The 21459-nt window shown below is 65.3% G+C and carries 17 protein-coding genes and 1 tRNA gene; 8 read left to right on the top strand and 10 right to left on the bottom strand.

The features are described from left to right. Positions 1-9 precede the first annotated feature (9 nt). Positions 10-1011, bottom strand: coding sequence for an RluA family pseudouridine synthase (locus AC1DT6_RS08065; protein WP_441629792.1), 1002 nt, complete (start codon positions 1009-1011; stop codon positions 10-12). 766 nt (positions 1012-1777) lie between these two features. On the opposite strand from AC1DT6_RS08065, the gene AC1DT6_RS08060 reads away from it, so the two are divergent. From AC1DT6_RS08060 to AC1DT6_RS08040, 5 genes are all read left to right on the top strand, one after another. Beyond that, positions 1778-4867: an Rne/Rng family ribonuclease gene (locus tag AC1DT6_RS08060; protein ID WP_477111508.1), complete on the top strand. Its 3090-nt coding sequence runs from the start codon at positions 1778-1780 to the stop codon at positions 4865-4867. Between the two features lie 247 nt (positions 4868-5114). Then, complete coding sequence (moaA, locus tag AC1DT6_RS08055; protein ID WP_477114587.1) at positions 5115-6239, top strand: GTP 3',8-cyclase MoaA; 1125 nt, start codon at positions 5115-5117, stop codon at positions 6237-6239. 54 nt (positions 6240-6293) lie between these two features. Continuing rightward, on the top strand, positions 6294-6893 hold the full coding sequence (mobA, locus tag AC1DT6_RS08050) for a molybdenum cofactor guanylyltransferase MobA (RefSeq protein ID WP_441634724.1): 600 nt from the start codon (positions 6294-6296) through the stop codon (positions 6891-6893). A gap of 35 nt (positions 6894-6928) precedes the next feature. Then, positions 6929-8206: a molybdopterin molybdotransferase MoeA gene (moeA, locus tag AC1DT6_RS08045; protein WP_477102355.1), complete on the top strand. Its 1278-nt coding sequence runs from the start codon at positions 6929-6931 to the stop codon at positions 8204-8206. A gap of 170 nt (positions 8207-8376) precedes the next feature. Then, a complete protein-coding gene (locus AC1DT6_RS08040; RefSeq protein WP_043347933.1) occupies positions 8377-8643 on the top strand; it encodes a hypothetical protein in 267 nt (88 codons plus the stop codon). A gap of 81 nt (positions 8644-8724) precedes the next feature. Here the strand turns inward: AC1DT6_RS08040 and AC1DT6_RS08035 are convergent, their stop codons facing one another. The 6 genes from AC1DT6_RS08035 to AC1DT6_RS08010 form a co-directional block, all read right to left on the bottom strand. Then, entirely contained in the window at positions 8725-10212 is a 1488-nt protein-coding gene (locus AC1DT6_RS08035; protein WP_477114586.1) for a DNA recombination protein RmuC, read from the bottom strand. Between the two features lie 87 nt (positions 10213-10299). Continuing rightward, positions 10300-11298 (bottom strand): 2-hydroxyacid dehydrogenase, encoded by a 999-nt coding sequence (locus AC1DT6_RS08030; protein WP_477114585.1) that lies wholly within the window; start codon positions 11296-11298, stop codon positions 10300-10302. 2 nt (positions 11299-11300) lie between these two features. Continuing rightward, positions 11301-12740 carry a sodium:proton antiporter gene (locus tag AC1DT6_RS08025; protein ID WP_441634716.1) on the bottom strand — a complete coding sequence of 480 codons (1440 nt, stop codon included), beginning with the start codon at positions 12738-12740 and terminating at the stop codon, positions 11301-11303. A 209-nt stretch (positions 12741-12949) separates the two neighbouring features. After that, positions 12950-13636 carry a LutC/YkgG family protein gene (locus tag AC1DT6_RS08020; RefSeq protein ID WP_477102353.1) on the bottom strand — a complete coding sequence of 229 codons (687 nt, stop codon included), beginning with the start codon at positions 13634-13636 and terminating at the stop codon, positions 12950-12952. A gap of 59 nt (positions 13637-13695) precedes the next feature. Further along, positions 13696-14874: a nicotinate phosphoribosyltransferase gene (gene pncB / locus AC1DT6_RS08015; RefSeq protein ID WP_441634712.1), complete on the bottom strand. Its 1179-nt coding sequence runs from the start codon at positions 14872-14874 to the stop codon at positions 13696-13698. Positions 14875-14942: 68 nt separating this feature from the next. Then, positions 14943-15476, bottom strand: a complete 534-nt coding sequence (locus tag AC1DT6_RS08010) for a hypothetical protein (RefSeq protein ID WP_477102352.1) — start codon at positions 15474-15476, stop codon at positions 14943-14945. A 339-nt stretch (positions 15477-15815) separates the two neighbouring features. Between AC1DT6_RS08010 and fdxA the strand changes: the two genes are divergently transcribed. The 3 genes from fdxA (at position 15816) to AC1DT6_RS07995 (ending at position 17639) form a co-directional block, all read left to right on the top strand. Further along, entirely contained in the window at positions 15816-16139 is a 324-nt protein-coding gene (fdxA, locus tag AC1DT6_RS08005) for a ferredoxin FdxA (RefSeq protein ID WP_045235607.1), read from the top strand. 96 nt (positions 16140-16235) lie between these two features. Continuing rightward, positions 16236-17345 carry an NAD(P)/FAD-dependent oxidoreductase gene (locus tag AC1DT6_RS08000; RefSeq protein WP_441634707.1) on the top strand — a complete coding sequence of 370 codons (1110 nt, stop codon included), beginning with the start codon at positions 16236-16238 and terminating at the stop codon, positions 17343-17345. A 218-nt stretch (positions 17346-17563) separates the two neighbouring features. Further along, positions 17564-17639, top strand: a tRNA-Asn gene (locus AC1DT6_RS07995). Between the two features lie 89 nt (positions 17640-17728). Here the strand turns inward: AC1DT6_RS07995 and AC1DT6_RS07990 are convergent. From AC1DT6_RS07990 to fusA, 3 genes are all read right to left on the bottom strand, one after another. Beyond that, positions 17729-18625: a c-type cytochrome gene (locus tag AC1DT6_RS07990; protein ID WP_441634705.1), complete on the bottom strand. Its 897-nt coding sequence runs from the start codon at positions 18623-18625 to the stop codon at positions 17729-17731. A 97-nt stretch (positions 18626-18722) separates the two neighbouring features. After that, on the bottom strand, positions 18723-19004 hold the full coding sequence (locus AC1DT6_RS07985) for a hypothetical protein (RefSeq protein ID WP_045235609.1): 282 nt from the start codon (positions 19002-19004) through the stop codon (positions 18723-18725). Between the two features lie 234 nt (positions 19005-19238). Beyond that, positions 19239-21347, bottom strand: coding sequence for an elongation factor G (gene fusA / locus AC1DT6_RS07980; RefSeq protein WP_441634703.1), 2109 nt, complete (start codon positions 21345-21347; stop codon positions 19239-19241). Positions 21348-21459: the final 112 nt, after the last annotated feature.

The raw sequence follows: 21459 nt of genomic DNA, 5'->3' as shown, positions 1-21459 counted from the left end.
ATGGGCGCCTTAGTCGCGGGCGCGCTGGTTACGTGCTTGCTGCAGGAAGGTTTCGCACTCCGGCGGCATGGGTGCAACGACAGTGATGATTTCACCACTTACCGGATGTGTAAAGGTCAGGCTATGCGCGTGCAGGAACATGCGCTTGAGCCCGGGATTGGCACCGCTGCGGGCCAGCGCCTTGTTCAGGGCGAAATCGCCGTATTTTTCGTCGCCGAGGATAGGGAAGCCGGAATGCGCCAGGTGGACCCGGATCTGGTGCGTCCGCCCCGTCTTCAGCTCGGCCTCGAGCAGGGTGAAGCCCGGCATGACTTCAAGCCGGTTGAACACGGTATGCGAGGCAATCCCGTCGTCCTGCACGCGTACCCGCCGCTCTCCCTCGGCGGTGGTGTATTTAAATAGTGGCAGCTTCACGTGCTGCCGGGCATTCTCGAAGTGCCCTGCCACGCACGCGAAGTATCGCTTGTCCAGCGCGCTGCCGCGCATCTGTTCATGGAGGTTGACCAGCGCCGAGCGCTTCTTCGCCAGCACCAGCAGGCCGGAGGTCTCGCGATCGAGGCGGTGCACGAGTTCAAGGAACTTGGCCTGCGGGCGCGCCCGCCGCAACTGCTCGATCACGCCAAACGCCACGCCGGACCCGCCGTGCACGGCCACGCCGGCAGGCTTGTTGATCACCAGCAGGTAATCATCCTCGAAGACAACCGGGAAACTGGCCGGCGGCACGAATTTGCCGCCATCAGGTGCCGGAGTCGCGACCCGCATGGGCGGAATCCGCACGACATCGCCAAGCTGCAGGCGATAAGTCGCATCGACCCGCCCCTTGTTGACCCGCACTTCCCCCGACCTCAGGATGCGGTAGACATGACTCTTCGGCACCCCTTTCGAGAGCTTCAGCAGGAAGTTGTCGATCCGCTGGCCATCGGCCTCGTCGCCGATTGTTACGTACGCCACCTGGGGCCCGGCCGCGGCGGGCCGCACCTCTTTTTCAATTTGATGGCGTAACTCATTCATTTTCAATATAATTTCCTCGCTGTTCCGGCCAAAGACCGGCAGCGCAAGTCAGGTGTAGGCGATTCGTCGTATTTTACACTTCGGGTTGCCGCCAGCCCTGCCAGCCTCCGGCTTCTTTGCGTACAACGCGAGCCCCGGGCTGGTGAATGGCAGCAAAAACGCAGCACGCACGGTATCGCCCGCGCAGGAAGTCGCCCAAAGGCAACTTCGGCGCTGACGGCGGTCACGTGGGAATGTAGTGTTCAGGTAGAACAGAATTTGATAGTGGATGCCCTCCCGGCATCCACTCTGGTGAGAGAAGTCCCGCCCGCACCGGGAAACGGTGCCGCCGGCATGCTTCCAACGCCGCCTGACTAGTTATACCGGCGCCCGGTCGCAGAACTCCAAGAAGTAGTAGGTGCGCCCGCCAGGAGATGTCAGGTAGCGAAGCAGCATTGCCGTGACGACAAACTTGCTCTTTGACGCGTCTAGGCCTTCCGCGGCCGGCCGCGATGCGACGGCGCCCCTTTGCGCCCGCGTTGCCGCCATGCCAGCCGGAAACCCGCCGGATCGCTGCGAAGAGCAGCTTGCCGGCGTTCTCTCCGACCATGCGGACGGCGCTTTCGACGTCGTTACCTCTCTTTCACCCGCGCCCAGCCGGCCGCGCCCATTTGCGCGCCGGCGCTTTCGGCAATTCTCGCGCCCTCACTCGCTCCCTCGCGTGCTCCACGGAACGCCGCGGGCACCGCATGCCGGTGCAATCCTCGGCATTGAGTGAGGTAATGCGATGAAACGCATGCTTTTTAACGCGACGCAGCAGGAAGAATTGCGCGTCGCCATCGTCGACGGTCAGAAACTGATCGATATCGACATCGAAGCTGCCGGGCGCGAACAGCGCAAGGGCAACATCTACAAGGGTGTCATCACCCGTATCGAACCGTCGCTGGAGGCCTGCTTCGTCAACTACGGCGAAGAACGCCATGGCTTCCTGCCCTTCAAGGAAGTGGCGCGCGCCTTCTTCAAGGAAGGCGTGGACGTGCGCAACGCACGCATCCAGGACGCGCTGCACGAAGGCCAGGAACTGATCGTCCAGGTGGAAAAGGAAGAGCGCGGCAACAAGGGCGCGGCGCTGACCACCTTTATCTCGCTGGCCGGCCGCTACCTGGTGCTGATGCCCAACAACCCGCGCGGCGGTGGTGTATCGCGCCGCATCGAGGGCGAGGACCGCCAGGAACTGCGCGAGACCATGGGCCAGCTGACCGTGCCCGAGGGCATGAGCATCATTGCCCGCACCGCCGGCATCGGCCGCTCGGCCGAAGAGCTCCAGTGGGACCTGAACTACCTGCTGCAACTGTGGAAGGCCATCGACGGCGCCGCCGGCGACAACAAGGCCCCGCTGCTGATCTATCTCGAATCCAGCCTGGTGATCCGCGCCATCCGCGATTACTTCCAGCCGGATATCGGCGAGATCCTGATCGACACCGACGAAATCTACGAGCAGGCCCGCGCCTTCATGAGCGTGGTCATGCCCGACAATATGAACCGCGTGAAGAAGTACCGGGACGATGTCCCCCTCTTCTCGCGTTTCCAGATCGAGCACCAGATCGAATCGGCGTACTCGCGCATGGTGATGTTGCCCTCGGGCGGCGCCATCGTGATCGACCATACCGAGGCATTGGTATCGGTGGACGTGAACTCGGCCCGCGCCACCAAGGGCGCCGACATCGAGGAAACCGCGCTGCGCACCAACCTCGAAGCCGCCGACGAAATCGCTCGCCAGTTGCGCCTGCGCGACCTGGGCGGCCTGATCGTGATCGACTTTATCGACATGGAAGCCAGCAAGGCGCAGAAGGACGTGGAAACGCGCCTGAAGGATGCCCTGCGCCATGACCGCGCCCGCGTGCAGATGGGCAAGATCAGCCGCTTCGGCCTGATGGAACTGTCGCGCCAGCGCCTGCGCCCGTCGCTGTCGGAAGGCTCGCACATCACTTGCCCGCGCTGCAACGGCACCGGCCATATCCGCGATACCGAATCTTCCGCCCTGCAGGTCCTGCGCATCATCCAGGAAGAAGGGATGAAGGAAAACACCGCCGCCATCCACTGCCAGGTACCGGTGGAAGTGGCAGCGTTCCTGCTCAACGAGAAGCGCCAGGACATCAACCTGATCGAAATGCGGTTCAAGGTCAATGTGCTGCTGATCCCCAACAAGCACCTCGAGACCCCGCACTACAAGCTGGAGCGCCTGCGTCACGACGACCCGCGCCTGGAAGACAGCACCGCCAGCTACAAGATGGCCGAGGCTGCCGCCAAGGAACTGGAAGCCGACACCAGCTACAGCAGCCGCAAGAAGGAAGATGCCAAGCCGCGCCAGGAAGCTGCGGTCAAGGGCATTACCCCAGAACAGCCAGCGCCGGTTTCGGTACCGCGCGCCGAGCGCGCGCCGCGCCCGGAAGCCGCTCCCGCACGTCCGGCACCGGCCACCCAGCCGGTGGTCGGCGGCGGCTTCATGGGCTGGCTCAAGAGCCTGTTCGGCGCCAAGCCGGCAGCGCCCGCCGCCGAACCGGCCAAGCCGGTGGACGCGGAACAACGCAGCGCGGAGAGCCGTCGCGAGCGCGGCCAGCGTGGTGAACGCGGCGAAGGCCGCGGCGAGCGTGGCCAGCGCGGCGAACGCGGTGGCGAACGCGGCGAGCGCCAAGGCCGCGGCCAGCGCGCACCCCAGGAACGTGGTGAGCGCGCCGAACGCGGCGCGGAACGTGGTGAACAGCGCACCGAACGGGGCGAACGCGCCGAGGCGCGAGGTGAACGTGGCGAGCGAGGCGAACGCGGTGAACGTAGTAGCCGCGCCCCGCGCCAGGCTGCACTGGAAGTCCAGCCGGCCCGCCAGCCCGAGGGCACACCTGCCGAGCGTACGGAAGGCCGTGGCGAAGGCCGCCGTGACCGTAACCAGGAACGCCGCGAGCGCCAGCGCGACCGCCAGCGTGAGCGCGGCGACGCACCGCGCGAAGGCGAAGCCAGCGAAAGCCTGGCGGCCGAAGCCCTTGGCACCGCAGCGGTAGCCGCCGCCGTGGCAGCCCCCGCCGTAGCGGCGCCGGTTGCCTCGCACGACGACGCCGAAAACGTTCGCACCGACCTGCAGGATGCTACTGAAGGCAGCGAGAATGGCGAAGGCGAAGAACGCCGCCGCCGCAATCGCCGTGGCCGCAATCGCTACCGCCGCGAGCGTGACGATAGCGCCCAGGCCAACGAAAGCGGTGAAAGCGAAGACTCGGGCGAAGTCCGTGAAATCGCCGCACCGGCCGTTGTCGCTGAAGCTGTCGTGGTGGAAGCCACCACCGTGGTGGTCGCCGAATCCGCTCCCAGCGTCCCGGCCTACCAGCCTGTCGAGGCTGCGGTGGTGATGCCGGAGCCGGTCGCGCCTGTTGCAACACCTGTATCGGCGCCGGTCGCTGAACCGGTCATCGAAACGGTACCTGAACCGGTGGTCGAAGCGGCTGTTGCCAGCCCGGTCGCCTACGAACCCGCACCCGCCGTGGCGGAACCCGCCGCACCGGCGCCTGCTGTCGTGGCACCCGCTGTCGAAGTGCCGGTGGTCGCACCCGCCGCAGCTCCGGCCCCGGTACCGGCTGCAGCCCCCGTCGTAGCGGCAGCCGCCGCGCCGGTGGCCGTGGAAAGCCTGCAACCGATGCTGGCTTCGGCCGGTCTCGAGTGGGTCAACACCGACGTCAGCAAGCTGCGCGCCGCGCAGGAAGCGGCCGCCAGCATCCCCCCGGCACCGCGCGTCGTGCGGGAGCGCAAGCCCCTGCCGCCGCTGCCGGAAGGTCCGATGATTCTGGTCGAGACCGCCGGCGATAACGCGGCTGCGACGCAACAGAAGTAAACGGCACCCTCGCGGGTACCAGGGAAAGGGACGGCGCAGCCGTCCCTTTTTTCGTGTCCGCGCCGGATCGGCGAGGCTCGCCCGCGTATTTCCAGGTCCTGCGCATGGTGACGCCGGCGCTACCATGCCCGGCTCGGCTAGAATGACAATTAGATGGCACCGCCACGATGGTGCCCCGAACGGGCGCTRCTTGCCCCCACGCGACCGCGCCAAAGCCGCCCGTCACCGCATTGCCACGTCCCAGGCCATGACCGAATCCGTCATTCCCATTTTCGATCTGCGCGACCATCGCTACCGTTCGATGACGCCCAGCATCCCGGACGAGCTCGCCGCCCCGTCCGGACTGGTTGCCGACACCCGCGGCAGGCCGCTGCACGATTTGCGCATCTCGGTCACGGACCGCTGCAATTTCCGTTGCGTGTRTTGCATGCCCAAGGAAGTGTTCGACAAGGACTACACCTTCCTGCCGCATTCCGAGTTGCTGAGCTTCGAGGAGATCGAGCGAGCCGCCCGCCTGTTCGTTGCGCACGGCGTGGAGAAGATCCGCCTGACGGGCGGAGAGCCGCTGTTGCGCAAGAACATCGAGAAGCTGGTGGAGATGCTCGCGCGCATCGAGACGGTTTCGGGCAAGCCGCTCGACCTCACCCTCACCACCAATGCTTCGCTGCTTGCCCGCAAGGCGCGCTCGTTGCGCGACGCGGGCCTGTCGCGCGTGAGCGTGAGCCTGGACGCCATCGACGACGCCACCTTCCGCCGCATGAACGATGTCGACTTCGCGGTACGCGACGTGCTGGACGGCATCGAGACCGCCCAGGCTGTCGGCCTGGCGCCGCTCAAGGTCAATATGGTAGTCAAGCGCGGCACCAACGACGCCGAGATCGTGCCGATGGCCGCGCATTTCCGCGGCAGCGGCATCATCGTGCGCTTTATCGAATTCATGGACGTGGGTGCCAGCAACCATTGGCAGATGAATGAGGTGCTGCCCTCCGCCGAGGTGGTGCGCCGCATCGATGAAGCCTTCGCACTCGAAGCCATCCCCGCCAACTACAGCGGCGAGACTGCCGAGCGCTGGCGTTACCGCGACGGCGCCGGCGAGATCGGCGTGATCTCCAGCGTGACCCACGCCTTCTGCGGGGACTGCAGCCGTATCCGCCTGTCGACCGAAGGCCGGCTCTACCTGTGCCTGTTCGCCACCGAAGGCTACGACCTGCGCGCGCTGCTGCGCGGCGGCCACAGCGACCTGGAAATCTCCAATGCCATCGCCGGGGTCTGGCAGGCGCGCACCGATCGTTACTCCGAGCTGCGCAGCGATCCCGCGGTGCGGCAGGCACGTGCCGAGAACAAGATCGAAATGTCTTATATCGGCGGTTGACCACAACCGCCCCGCAGCCGCGCCGGCCAAACCACCAACCTATTCCGTATTCCGATGATTTCACGCGACGACATTACCGGCCTGATCCTGGCCGGCGGCAGGGGCAGCCGCATGGCCGGCACCGACAAGGGCCTGCAGCCCTTCCGCGGCGCGCCCATGGCGATGCATACGCTGATGCGCCTGTCGCCGCAGACGGGCGGCATGCTGATCAACGCTAACCGCAATCTGGCCGCGTATGAGTCCTTCGGCGTGCCCGTGGTCACCGATTCGGTGCCGGACTTCGCCGGTCCCCTGGCCGGCATGCTGGCCGGGCTGGAGCAATGCCAGACGGGCTGGATGCTGAGCGCCCCCTGCGATTCGCCTTTCCTGCCGAGCGACCTGGCTGCGCGCCTGGCGAGCGCGATCGACGAGCAAGGCGCGGAGATGGCCATCCCGGTTACCATCGACGCGGACGGCCGCCGGCAAGCCCAGCCGGTGTTTTGCCTGATGCCGGTCACCGCGCACGATAGCCTGCTGGCTTTCCTCAACGGCGGCGGCCGCAAGATCGAAACCTGGGCCGCCTCTCATCGCCTGGCCGAAGTCCTGTTCGACGACGCCGGCGCCTTCGCCAATATCAATACCCTGGACGAGTTGCGCACGCTGGAAGCGCGCTGAACAACCAAGCCAGGCCGCTGCCCCGGGAACGGTCCATGCCATCACTACATTCCGTCATTTCCTGCCTGTCCGACTACGATCCCGGCGCGTTGCCGGTGGCGCAGGCCAACCAGATCATCGGCGAGGTGGTCGAGCCCGTACGTGGGACCGAGCAGCTCGCCATCCGCTCGGCGCTCGACCGCGTGCTCGCCGAGGACATCATCTCCACGCTGGACGTCCCGGCGCACGATAACTCCGCCATGGACGGTTATGCGTTTGCCAGCGGCGATCTTGCCGCCGGCGGCGATATCACGCTGACGGTGGTCGGCAGCGCCTTCGCCGGCACAGCATGCGAGCAGCCGGTCGCGCGCGGGCAGGCGGTACGCATCATGACGGGCGCCATCATGCCGGCCGGCTGCGATACCGTGATTCCCCAGGAATTCGTCGAGGCGCATGGCGAACAGGTTCGCTTTGACGCCCGCGCGGTGCGTGCCGGCGACAACCGCCGCCTGCGAGGCGAAGACCTCGCCATCGGCCAGCCGGCGCTGGCCGCCGGACGCATCCTGCAACCGGCGGACCTCGGGCTGCTGGCTTCGCTGGGCGTTGCCGAGGTCAAGGTGTGCCGCCGCCTGCGCGTGGCCTTCTTCTCCACCGGAGACGAGTTGCGCTCGATCGGCGAGCCGCTCGACGCCGGCTGCGTCTACGACTCCAACCGCTATACGCTGCATGGCATGCTGCGGCGGCTCAACGTGGACCTGATCGACATGGGCGTGGTACGGGACGACCCCGAAGCCCTCGAGGCGGCGTTTCGCTCCGCTTGCGAAAACGCCGATGCGGTCATTACGTCCGGCGGCGTGTCGGTGGGCGAAGCCGACTACACCAAGCAGATCATGGCCCAGCTGGGTGATGTGACCTTCTGGAAGATCGCCATGCGCCCAGGCCGGCCGATGGCCTTCGGCCGCATCGTCTCCCATGGCCGCGAGGCGTTGCTGTTCGGCCTGCCGGGCAATCCGGTGGCGGTGATGGTGACGTTCTATCACTTTGTGCGGGCTGCGCTGCACCGGCAAATGGGTGCGAAAGTGGCGCCCCTGCCGCTGATGCGCGTGCGCAGCGCGCAGCCGATCCGCAAGAAGCCAGGCCGCACCGAGTACCAGCGCGGCATCCTGGCCCCAGCGCCGGATGGCGGCTGGCAAGTGAGCATTACCGGCCAGCAGGGCTCGGGCGTGCTGCGCTCGATGAGCGAGGCCAATTGCTTTATCGTGCTCGGCCACGAGCAAGACATGGTGGCGGCCGGCGACGAGGTGGAAGTCATGCTGTTCGACGGGCTGCTGTAAAGCTTGCCACGGTACGTTGGCCGCACCTTTGTGTCGTTTTTGCGCAGCAGTTTTGCCGGCGTTTAGCAAGCAGATCGGCGGTTTTCCTTACCCCGCGAGTGCCGGACTATGCGCCGCCTCCCCCAACCGATACACTTGCGCAACATTACTTTGCTACTACCCAAGCTGTCATGAATCAGGAGATTGCCTACCTCCACCCGGTCAAAACCGCCCGCGCGCTCGTGCTCGTGTACCTGTGCTTTTCGGTACCCATCGTCTCGCTTGGGYTGTTCGTGGCTTTCATCCGCTATGGCGACCTGCCCGGCATCACCGTCTTCACGGCACTGATTCTCAATGCGCTGATCGGCTTCGGCCTGCTCTGGCTGGCCTGCAAGGCCTACAACTGGGTGGCCGCGCGTTTCGGCGGCATCGAGGTGACGATTCGGGACCTGCCCTGAGTTGCCTGCTCCCAAAGTAAAAAAGCGCATCGATTCGATGCGCTTTTTTTCAATCTGCGGCGCCACCGGCCTCCCCGCTCCTCAGCCCGCTTCACCCTCTTGACGTTCTTGCGCCGCTTCGTCCGGCACGGCAGCAAGGCCGAGCAACGCTTGCGCGTTTTCTCCCGGCAGAGCCTCCACCGTGCGCAGCTTGCGCTCCATCTGGCGCGTGCGCACTTCGGCCTGCTCGATGTTGCGGGCGGCACGCTCCAGCGTGTCCCGGGTCTTGGCCAGGACATCGCCAAACTTGCCGAACTCGGTCTTGACCGCGCCGAGCACCTCCCACACTTCGCTTGAGCGGCGCTCGAGCGCGAGTGTACGAAATCCCATCTGCAGGCTGTTGAGCAGGGCGGCCAGCGTGGTCGGCCCCGCTACCGTCACGCGGTAATTGCGTTGCAGCAGGTCCGCCAGCCCGGGCCTCCGCAAGACCTCGGCGTACAAACCCTCAGTGGGCAGGAAGAGGATGGCGAAGTCAGTGGTGGCAGGCGGCGATACATATTTCTCGGAAATCGTCTGTGCCTCGCGCTTGATCGCCACTTCCAGCTCGCGCCCTGCCAGGGCCACGCCGTCGACATCGCCACGCTCCTGTGCGTCGAGCAGGCGTTCGTATTGCTCCTTCGGAAACTTGGCGTCGATTGGCAGCCAAACCTGCCCGCCGGCGGCATCCTTGCCCGGCAGGCGAATCGCGAACTCCACACGCGCCCCGGTATTGCGGACCGTCTCGACGTTCTTGGCGYATTGCTCGGCAGTCAGCATCTGCTCGAGCAGCATCTCCAGTTGCACTTCGCCCCAGGTCCCGCGCGATTTCACGTTGGTCAGCACCCGCTTGAGATCGCCCACGCCTTGCGCCAGCGCCTGCATTTCGCCCAGTCCGCGATGTACCTGTTCGAGCCGGTCCGACACCAGCTTGAAGGATTCGCCAAGCCGCTGTTCGAGCGTGGCGTGCAGCTTCTCGTCGACGGTGCGGCGCATTTCCTCGAGCTTGGCCGAGTTATTCGCCTCGATTTCCTTGAGCCGCTGTTCCAGCGTGGTGCGCACTTCGCCCAGGCGGCGCTCGTTGCCTTCGGACATTTGCGCCAGCTGCTGCTGCAGCATGTCGCCAAAGCGGCGCAGCGCGCTGCCCTGCTCGTCACGTGCCTGCTGGCCCTGCTGCAGCAGGCTTTGCCTGACCTGCTCCAGTTGCTGGACATTGGACTCGGTCAGCTTGGCAAGCTGCTGCGCGAACATGTCGATCTGGTTGTTCTGCAGCGTGGCGATGCTGGTGAGTTGCGAAGACAACGTCTGCTGGAAACGCATCATCTGCTGGCCGGCCTCGCCGCGGCCGACGCGCGCGCTCTCCGTGACCTCCGTGCGCAATTCGCGCTCCAGGCGCTCATTGCCGCGCGCGCCTTCGGCTCGCAGTTCGGCGAGCTGGCGCAGCAGTTCCAGGCTGGCGGTCTCCGGTGCAACGCGTGGCCGCAGCAACAGCACCGCCAGCAGCAGCACGGCTACCAGCGCAAGAGCCAGGGTCAAAAGGGGAATCAGGGTCATGAAAGTCTGAAGTACGCAAAAAGCCGTGCCGCGCCGGCAAGCTGGAGAGACCAGCGCGCAGGCGGCACGACGMGTGCAGCGAGAGGATCAGCGGCGGTGCGCCATCACCTCGGGATTGATCAATGAAGGCGGACGGCCTGCCTGCGGGCCTGCATTGAGCGCAGCGATCAGGTTATCGGCGGCGAGATCCGCCATGGCGCGACGGGTCTTCTCCGAGGCGCTGGCAATGTGCGGGGTCAGCACAACGTTAGGCACGGTCAGCAGGCCGGGATGGACCTGCGGCTCGCCTTCGAACACGTCGAGGCCCGCGGCGAAGATGCGGCGCTCGCGCAGCGCCTCGGCCAGCGCGGCGTCGTCTACCACGCCGCCGCGTGCCAGGTTGACCAGCGTGGCCGACGGCTTCATTTGCGTCAGTTCGGCGGCGCCGATGCTGTGATGGCTCTGCGCGCTATACGGCAGCACCAGCAGCAGGTGATCGGATTGCGCAAGCAATTCCGTCTTGCTGACRTAGCGCGCATTGAGCGCGCRCTCGGTCTCCKCCGGCAGSYGGCTGCGGTTGTGATASAGCACGGACATGCCAAACCCCGCAGCGCGGCGCGCCAGCGCCTGGCCGATGCGGCCCATGCCAAGGATGCCGAGCGTGCTGCGGTACAGGTCCATGCCGAGGAACATGTCGTAGCTCCACCGCTCCCACTTGCCGGCGCGCAGCCAGTGCTCGGATTCGGTCACGCGGCGCGCAGTGGCCATCAGCAGGGCCCAGCCAAAATCGGCGGTGGTTTCCGTCAGTACATCGGGCGTGTTGGTCGCCACGATGCCGGCGGCGGTCAGTGCCGGCACATCGAGGTTGTTGTAGCCGACGGCCATATTGCAGACCGCGCGCAGCGCCGGCAGTCCGGCCACCAGTTCGCCATCGATACGATCCGCGGCATTGGCCAGCACGCCGGACTTGCCCACGAGGCGTTGCCTGAGCGCGGCGCCATCGAGCGCCACGTCCTGCTGGTTGCTGTCGACGTCGAAATATTGCGCGAGCCGGTCGATCACTTCCGGAAAGACGGCGCGGGTTACGAGGATGGAAGGCTTGGTCATGCTCACACGCGGAAGAAGATAAAGGTCATCACCAGGAACAGCGGCACCAGCACGCAGATCGACCACAGCATATAGCCGAAGAAGCTGGGCATGCGCACACCGCGGCTTTCGGCAATCGCCTTGACCATCAGGTTGGGCGCGTTGCCGATATAGGTATTGGCGCCCATGAACACCGCGCCGGCCGAGATCGCCGCCAGCGTCGAAGCGTTGCGCGTCATCAGCGTGGCCGGGTCGCCGCCGGCCGTATTGAAGAACACCAGGTAGGTCGGCGCATTGTCCAGGAAGGACGACAGGATGCCCGTGGCCCAGAAATACATGCTGTCGATGGGCTGGCCGCCCGCGTCGCTCACCAGACGGATCACGCCGGCGAAGGCGCCGTCCGTGCCAGCCTTGAGCATGGCGATCACCGGGATGATGGTAAGGAAGATGCCGGCGAACAGCTTGCCSACTTCCAGGATCGGYTCCCAGTTGAACTCGTTGCCGGTGCGCGCGGTGACAGGCGTGATCAACAGGGACACCAGCGCCACCGCCACCAGCATCACGTCGCGCACCACCGTCTGCAGGCCGACGTGGGTTCCCATCACGTCGAACTCGATGCCTGGTTTCCACAGCCCGCTCATCAGCACCAGCCCCACCACCGCCAGCAGCAGCACGAAATTACGCTTGCCCTCGATGCGGACGCCCGGCGAGTCCGGCGTGGGATCGGCCGCCGCCGGCAGCTCCTCTTCCTTGTTCAGGTAGTAGTAGCGATCGACGAAATAGAAGATCACCAGCAGCGCCCCGCAGACAAAGAGCGTCTCGGGCAGGATATTGCGCAGGGTCCAGAAGAAGTCCACGCCCTTGAGGAATCCCAGGAACAGCGGCGGATCGCCCAGCGGCGTCAGCGCGCCGCCCGCATTGGCTGCCAGGAAGATAAAGAACACCACCACGTGCGCCACATGCCTGCGGTTGTCGTTGGCGCGCAGCAATGGCCGGATCAGCAGCATGGCGGCGCCGGTGGTGCCCATCAGGCTGGCAAGCGCGGTACCGAGTGCGAGCAGGCCGGTGTTCAGGCGCGGCGTGCCGTGCAGGTTGCCGCGCACGCAGATGCCGCCGGCCACGATGTAGAGCGCGGCGATCAGCGCGATAAAGGGAATGTACTCGGACAGCAGCGCATGCACGGCGTTGGCGGCCGCGGCATGCACACCAAATGCCTGCGCGAACGGTACCAGGAACACCAGTGCCCAGCCGGCGATGATCTTGCCGTAATGGTGGTGCCAGAAACGCGGCGCGATCAGAGGGAACAGCGCGATCGACAGCAATGTGCCGGCAAACGGCAAGGCCCACATCGGCGACAGCGTGGCGCCTTCGAGATCGGCGGCGCTGGCAAGATTGGGCAGAAGGGTGAGCAACAGCAGGGCCAGCGAAGGTAGCGGTGGCAGCAGTGCTAGGGCACGTCGCATCGGGCGGGATCTCCTTGTTTCGGATGGCTGCACCCGAGACTGGCAGCAGCCGCGGGCGGAGAAAGCGCACGAGCCCGCTCAGCCCGCCCAGCGGGCCACGGGCACGCGGCGAGGCCCTCAAGTGTAAAGCAATCGCCGCAGGATTCAGCCCATTTCGGCCGCCCTGCCCCTGCGGCTCGGAGCGATCGCTGGTGCGGGCGGGAAGCTGCTCAGTCCCGCTCGACGAGGATCACGTGCACACGGTAAGGCCCGTGCGCGCCCAGCACGATGGTTTGCTCGATGTCGCCGGTGCGCGAAGGGCCGCTGATGATGTTGGTAGCACGGGGCAACTCCCCGCGCTCGCTGCGCATCAGCGCGAACGCATCTTCCATCCCGTCGACGATGCGGGAGGCCGGCACCACCGCGATATGCGTCTCCGGCAGCAGCGCGGCCGAAGCGAACGTCTGCGGACCGGACAGCAGCATCAGCGAACCGGTCTCGGCAATCGCGCAAAAGCAGCCGGTGATGCCGACCATGTCACCGTGGTCGTGATCGGCCTGGACATCGCGTACCGGCGGGCGGCACTCCACCGCCAATCCCTGCGCATGCCAGTCCAGCGCGCCCAGGCTATCCCAGGCGACAGCGCGACGCAGCAGGCCCAGGCTGTCCAGGTAACGCGACGCAGCGGCCGGCACATCGGCCAGCGCGGCCACCCGCTCGACCGTGGAAGCCATTTTCTGCGCCTGTTCCTGGAAGGCTTCGATGCGCTGCGCCGGCGCCGGCGGCCGGGGACCGGCGGGATGGCGCGCGAGGTAATCGGCTACCGCCGCGCGCTCGCCGTTGCTGACCCCGGGGGCGCGGCCCTGTGCGGCGCGGATACGGGCAAAGATACGATCGCGGGCGGAAGTGGTATCCATGGCTTGCTTTCCGATATGTCCGAGGGTTGGATGCGTGGGAATCAGATGGCTTCGCACAGTCAGGCTGGCGCCTGGACGCCGAACACGTGCCGCAGGTACGTCAGGTAGGCCGGGTCATCGCACATGGTCTTCTCGGGCGTATCGGACAGCTTGGCTACCGGCTGTCCATTGCAGCGCGTCATCTTGATCACGATTTGCAGCGGCGTGTAGCCGAGATCGTTGGTCAGGTTGGTGCCCACCCCGAACGCCAGCCGGCAGCGTCCGCCGAAGCGCTCGCACAGCTCGATTACGCGTGGGATGTCGAGGCTGTCGCTGAAGATCAGCGTCTTGCCCAGCGGGTCGACGCGGCTGGCGGCGTAATGCGCCAGCATGCGCTCGCCCCAGGCAAAGGGATCACCCGAATCGTGGCGCACGCCGTCGAACAGCTTGCAGAAATAGAGATCGAAGTCGCGCAGGAAGGCATCGAAGCCGTAGGTGTCGGACAGCGCGACGCCGAGGTCGCCGCGGTACTCCTTGGCCCAGACCTCGAGCGCGAACACCTGCGAATCTCGCAGGCGCGGCCCCAGTGCCTGGCAGGCCTGCAGGTATTCATGCGCCATGGTGCCCAACGGGGTCAAGTTGTGCATGCGCGCGAAATGAACATTGCTGGTGCCGGCCAGTTGCGGGCCCAGCACCCTGCGCATGGTCTGCAACACCTCTTCCTGCCAGTCGCGCGAGAAGCGGCGGCGCGAGCCGTAGTCGGCAATCACGCAGTCGGCGTGGGCCGGCATCTTCAGCAAGGCCAGCTTGTCTTCCAGGCGCCGGCGCCCTTCGGCCCAGTCCGGTTGCGGCTGGGTGCGGCGGAAATAGACCTCGTTGACGATGGCCAGCAACGGCACCTCGAACAGGATGGTATGCAGCCAGGGCCCGCGGATGGTGATCTCGATCTCGCCGCTGCCGGGGGCGGCGGGCGCGATGTTTACGTATTTCTCGTTCAGGTGGAACAGGCCGAGGAAGTCGACGAAATCGCTCTTGATGAAGCGCAACTCGCGCAGGTACTGGAGTTCCTCCGGCGTAAAGCGAAGCTGGCACAACTGCGCCACCTCGTCGCGGATCTCGTCCACGTAAGGGGTCAGGTCGACCCCCACGTTGCGGCACTTGAAGCGGTATTCGACCTGTGCGGCGGGGAAGTGATGCAGCACCACCTGCATCATGGTGAACTTGTACAGATCGGTGTCGAGCAATGAGGTAATGATCATGTCGGGCCAGACGGCAGTGCCGAGTCAGTGCGACATGCTAACCGAAAGTGCGGCGGGCGATGGCCGGATCATGCGCCGTCAAGAAAAGGATCGGGCTGACGGCCACGGGCGCTGCCGCGCAGGCACCACAAGACTTGCCCGCGGTAGCCTGGGCAGCCGACCAGCGTCGCCTGCGCCCGGGGCACGGCGGCGGGAAGCGGCTCCGCGAAGGCCGCCGAGCGGGCTGTAATGCGCTCCTGGTAGACCCGCTCGGATCCGCGGCGGAATACCAGTACCTGGACCGGCGCGCCGCGCTCCGGCTGCAGCTCGGCGTCGCATGGCAGGAAACCGGCCTGGCCGCAGTTGGCCATGACCTCCCCAGCGGGTTCGATCACCACGCCGAAATCATCCCAGTCGAAACGGGCCAGCGAGGTGAGCGAGACTGGCTGGTCGCTCATCATGCGCCAGGCCATCAGGCGGGCCACCACGCTATCCGGCGGGCCGGCCTTTGCCAGCGTCTGCGCATGCGCGGCTGACATGGCCAGCGCCGCCAGGCAAAGCAAGGCGGCCGCCATACGGCTCGAACGGCTGCCGCGCGGCAGCTCCCGGACTGATATTGGCATGGCGCACTCCTCAGGTAAGCGCGCGGCGATACCGCGCGCGCAGGCCCGTCCAGCTTACAACGCCGTCGCGGCAACGGCCAGAAGAGCACATTAGCGGGTGCATCCCTGGCTGTCTTGGATCAAATGCACATAAAGAAATAAGAAAACTATCTTATCCGGCTATATAGAGCCGCTACCCTTGCGGAAAGGCTCAGCTACAATATCGGTCTTTGAAAGGCCACGGCCAGCGCTCGCGCCGCGTATGGTGAACCCACTGGAAACCCCACCGGCGTGACGAGCACGGCACAACAGGCCTAACAACATTCCCATCGAAGCCGATCCCGTTTTTCTGGAACCGAAATGACTCACGTTGTCACCGAATCCTGCATCCGTTGCCGCTATACCGACTGCGTTGACGTGTGTCCGGTCGATTGTTTCCGCGAAGGCCCCAACTTCCTCGCCATCGACCCGGATGAGTGTATCGATTGCGCGGTGTGCGTGGCGGAATGCCCGGTCAACGCGATCTACGCCGAAGAAGACGTGCCGGCCGACCAGCAGCAGTTCATCGACCTGAACGCCGAACTGGCTCGCAACTGGCCGTCCATCACCAAGACCAAGGCGCCGCTGGCCGAAGCCGAGGAATGGAAGGACACAGCCGAAAAGCTGCAATACCTGCAGCGCTGAAAAGACCTAAAAAAGACAGGTCAGAAAGCCGTCCCCACCCACGCGCTTTCCCGTAATGCCGGGCACGCCTGTGCCCCACAACGTATCAGGACGAATATGGACTTGAGTATCCCCAACCCCGTTGCCGACGCCACCCACCACGTTGCCACAGGCAACGGCGGCGGCGGCCAGCCGCTGGAAATCGACGCGCTGATCGTCGGCGCCGGCCCGGTCGGACTCTTCCAGGTTTTCGAACTGGGCCTGCTCGAAATCAAGGCGCACGTGATCGACTCCCTCAAGGTGGTCGGCGGCCAGTGCGTGGAGCTCTACCCGGACAAGCCCATCTACGACATCCCGGCCGTGCCCATCTGCACCGGCCAGGATCTGACCGACAACCTGCTCAAGCAGATCGAGCCGTTTGAGCCGACCTTCCACCTGGGCCAGGAAGTCGCCGTGGTGGAGCGCCGCGAAGACGGCCGCTTCTTCGTCGAGACCTCGCTGGGAACCCGCTTCATCACCAGGACCATCTTCATCGCCGCGGGCGTGGGCTCGTTCCAGCCGCGCACGGTCAAGGTGGATGGCATCGACAAGTTCGACGGCAAGCAGCTGTTCTACCGCGTCAAGGATCCGAGCCGTTTCCACGGCCGCAACCTCGTCATCGTCGGCGGCGGAGACTCCGCGCTGGACTGGACGCTGGACCTGGCCGGCAAGGCCGAGTCGGTGGTGATGATCCATCGCCGCGACGGCTTCCGCGCCGCGCCCGCCTCCGTCGCCAAGATGAAGGAATTGTGCGAGCAGATGGAGATGCAATTCGTCGTGGGCCAGATCAGTGGCTACGAGGAAAAGGATGGCCTGCTGACCGAGATCAAGGTGACGGGCGCAGACGGCGTCACGCGCCGCCTGCCGCTGGACGACCTGCTGGTGTTCTTCGGCCTGTCGCCCAAGCTCGGACCCATTGCGGAGTGGGGCCTGGACCTTGAGCGCAAGCAGATCAAGGTGGACACGGAGAAGTTCGAGACGAACATCCCCGGCATCTTCGCGGTAGGCGATATCAATACCTACCCCGGCAAGAAGAAGCTGATCCTCTCGGGCTTCCACGAGGCCGCGCTGGCCGCCTTTGGCGCCGCGCCTTATATCTTCCCCGAGAAGAAGATCCACATGCAGTACACCACTACCTCGCCGAAGCTGCACAAGATCCTCGGCGTCGATTCGCCGGTGTTCGACTAAGCCGGGCGCCGCGCCGCGCAGGTGGACGCAGCAAGCGTCAAAAAAATCGCCCTCCGGGGCGATTTTTTATGGCACAGACCCAAAACACCACCTATAATGTGGCCCTGCCTCAGATCACCGGGGTGGAACCAGAAGTTTCGCAGCACCGGCAGTAAAAAATTACTGCACAGATGTTGACGAATAAAAGAGAAACTGGTTACAATCCTTTTCTCAGCTGTTCCCTGATAGCTCAGTTGGTAGAGCGACGGACTGTTAATCCGCAGGTCGCTGGTTCGAGCCCAGCTCGGGGAGCCAAAGAATGTGAAAGGCCCGCAAGAAATTGCGGGCCTTTTCCATTTTTACGGCGCCATTTGTACCGCGGGAATCCCCTCCCGGCGCCGCGCTCAGCGGCTCGCACTCTGCGCTGGCAGCGCCTTCAAATGCAGGTAGAGAGCGCCCAGGTCGACATCGTCCATGCGCCCAAACGAATCGAACGGCATGACCCGGCTGACCGGCGACCCGTCCGGACGCAAGCCGCTGCGCATCATGCCGACGAACTTCTCCGGCGCGTCATAGCGCGCCATCGCACTGCCCGCGGGAGTCAGGTCGGCGGCCGGCGGCCAGTCTGGCGGCGCCCCGGGGATCTTGCCGCCGCGCAAGCCTGCGCCGTGGCAGCCGAGGCAGGCATTCGCCACGTAAGCGCCGTACTCCGGCGATACCGTAGCGGTCATCGGCCGCGCGGGCGGCAACCCATGATCGATCTTCTCGGCGGCATCCTTGACGAGGCCAAACCCATATAACGCCCGGACCATCCATGGGAGCCGCACCTCCGCCACCTCGCCCGGCAGCGGCGGCAAGCTGCGGACATAGGCAACAAGCGCACCCAGGTCGTCATCACTGAGGCGGTTGTAGTCCTCGCTTGGCATCACCATCAGAGCTCGCCCCGACGGGGCCACGCCATGGCGGATAGCCCGCACCCAATCCGCTTCCCGATAGCGCCCGATGACGGCGCTGCCGCTGGTCAAGTTGGGCGCGCGCACATACAGGCCGCCAGGATCGTCGATAAAGACACGGCCCTTGCCGCTGGCGCCGTGGCAATCCATGCAACCCCGCGATTCATACAGGTACTTGCCTCTCGCCAGCGCCTGGGCATCGTCGCGATAAGCCAGGGACACGACGGGCACGCTCACGATGCGCGCGCCCTTTCGCTCCCCTGCCAGCACGCCCACCAGCACCACGCCCGCCGCCAGGACGCAGACGCCCGTCAACGACCACAGCCCAATCCGGATCATGCGCTTCATTGCAGTCTCCCCACTGCCCGAAGCGCCCTTTATGCGCCATCCGCCCCACACGCGTCTGTGCCCTCGCCAACAGATGCGGCGCGCGAGCCTGCGGTGGCTATGCCCGCGCCTGCCTCGGTGCCTGCCCGAACAAGCCGCACTCGAGGTCGCTCTCGAACTCCCCGATCCAGCCCGGACCCTCGCTTGCGTCATACATGCTCTGGGCCTCCGTCGCCAGCCGCCGGACACTGACCTGCCGCCGCCTCACGCCGCCATTGGCCGGCTCGGAACCCTCGTCCTTGATCTCGAAGTCTTCCGGAGCGAAGCCGAGCCGTTCGCAGAGGGTTACAACCTCGCGTTGCTCATCGGCGGGAAATTGAGGAAACAAATGCTTAGCCATCGCACTCTCCCATCGAGTCGGACGGATGCCGCGAGGCGCGCGGCTGCGCAGGGCGTGACACATGGGCCGCCCCGACCTTGCCGCGGCTTGCCCGCGGCAAATCCAAACCGGCCGCATGGACGGCCGCAAATGACACGCGCCATTTCAAGCCTGCGGCACAAGCGGCAAGCGAAAGACGGCGCATCGATCCCATTGCCCCGCACAGCCTCCCAGGGGGCAATGGGCCACCGCAAGCTAGCGCGTGTGCCGGCTGTTGATGACCGCTTCGGCCACGCTCGCCGGTGCTTCCGTGTAGTGCTTGAATTCCATCGTGTAAGTGGCGCGCCCCTGGGTCAGCGAACGCAGCGACGTCGAGTAGCCAAACATGGTGGCCAGCGGCACCTCCGCGCGCACCAGCTTGCCGCCGCCGCCCGCGATATCCTCCATGCCATGCACGATGCCCCGGCGCGAGGACAGGTCGCCCATCACGTTGCCGGTGAATTCTTCCGGCGTTTCCACTTCCACCGACATCATCGGCTCGAGCAGGATCGGCTTGGCGCGGCGCATGCCTTCCTTGAATGCCATCGAGCCCGCCATACGGAAGGCATTCTCGTTCGAATCGACGTCGTGATAGGAGCCGAATACCAGCGTGGCTTTCACGTCCACCACCGGGTAGCCGGCCAGCACGCCCGATGCCAGCGTTTCGCGGATGCCCTTGTCGACGGCGGGAATGAATTCGCGCGGCACCACCCCGCCCTTGATGGCGTCGACAAACTCGTAGCCCTTGCCCGGCGCCTGCGGCTCCAGATCGAGCACCACGTGGCCATACTGGCCGCGCCCGCCTGACTGCTTGACGAACTTGCCTTCGACGTCCTTCGCTGCCTGCTTGATGGTCTCACGATATGCCACCTGCGGCTTGCCGACCGATGCCTCCACGCCGAACTCGCGCCGCATCCGGTCCACCAGGATCTCAAGGTGCAACTCGCCCATACCCGAGATAATGGTCTGGCCCGATTCCTCATCGGTATGCACGCGGAACGACGGGTCTTCCTGCGCCAGGCGATTCAGCGCCAGGCCCATCTTTTCCTGGTCGGCCTTGGTCTTGGGCTCGACCGCCTGGGAGATCACCGGATCCGGGAAGCTCATGCGCTCAAGGATGATCACATGGTCGGGGTCGCACAGGGTGTCGCCGGTGGTGGCCTCCTTGAGCCCGACCGCCGCGGCAATATCGCCCGCGCGCACTTCCTTGATTTCGCTGCGCACGTTGGCATGCATCTGCAGGATGCGCCCGAGCCGCTCCTTCTTTTCCTTGAGCGGGTTGTACACCGTGTCGCCCGAATTCACCACGCCAGAGTAGACGCGGAAGAAGATCAGTTGCCCGACGAAGGGGTCGGTCATGATCTTGAATGCCAGGGCGGCGAACGGTTCGTCGTCATTGGGATGGCGCTCCGCCTCCTTGTCGTCCACGGTGTGGCCGAGAATCGCGGGCACGTCCGCCGGCGACGGCAAGTAGTCGATCACCGCGTCGAGCAGCGTCTGCACGCCCTTGTTCTTGAAAGCGCTGCCGCACAGCATCGGCACGATCTCGTTGGCGACGGTGCGCTTGCGCAGGGCAGCCTTGATCTCGTCTTCCGTCAGCGGCTCGCCGCCGAGGTATTTGTGCAGGAGTTCATCGCTGGCCTCCGCCGCGGCCTCGACCATCTTCTCGCGCCATTCCCTGGCGACCTCCAGCAGTTCGGGCGGTACCTCGCGATACTCGAAGTGAAGCCCCTGGCTGGTGTCGTCCCAGACGGTGGCCTTCATCTTGACCAGGTCGATCACGCCCTGGAAACCATCCTCGGCGCCGATCGGCACCTGGATCGGCACCGGCGTGCCCTTGAGCCGGTCGGCAATCTGCGATCGCACCCGGAAGAAATCCGCGCCGACGCGATCCATCTTGTTGACGAAGGCGATACGCGGCACCTTGTACTTGTTCGCCTGGCGCCAGACGGTTTCCGACTGGGGCTGCACGCCGCCCACCGCGTCGTAGACCATGCAGGCGCCATCGAGCACGCGCATGGAACGCTCCACCTCGATGGTGAAGTCCACGTGTCCGGGAGTGTCGATGATATTGATGCGATGTTCAGGATAATTGCCGGCCATCCCCTTCCAGAACGCCGTGGTGGCGGCCGAGGTGATGGTGATGCCGCGCTCCTGCTCCTGCTCCATCCAGTCCATGGTAGCCGCACCGTCATGGACCTCGCCGATCTTGTGATTGACCCCGGTGTAGAACAGGATGCGCTCGGTGGTGGTGGTCTTGCCGGCGTCGATGTGCGCGCTGATACCGATGTTCCGATAGCGCTCGATGGGGGTTTTGCGGCTCACGGTGATCTCCTGTTGGGTATCACTCAAAAGAGTAACACTTCTACAGGCGCCGCATCGTACGGCACGCCACGGGCGGCGTGCCGGGCAGGTTCGACAGTTGAAGCAGTCGGCG

It is taken from the genome of Cupriavidus sp. 01L45, from assembly GCF_056399885.1.
The sequence above is the reverse complement of the archived record's forward strand: the minus strand, read 5'-3'. Positions and strand labels throughout refer to the sequence as shown.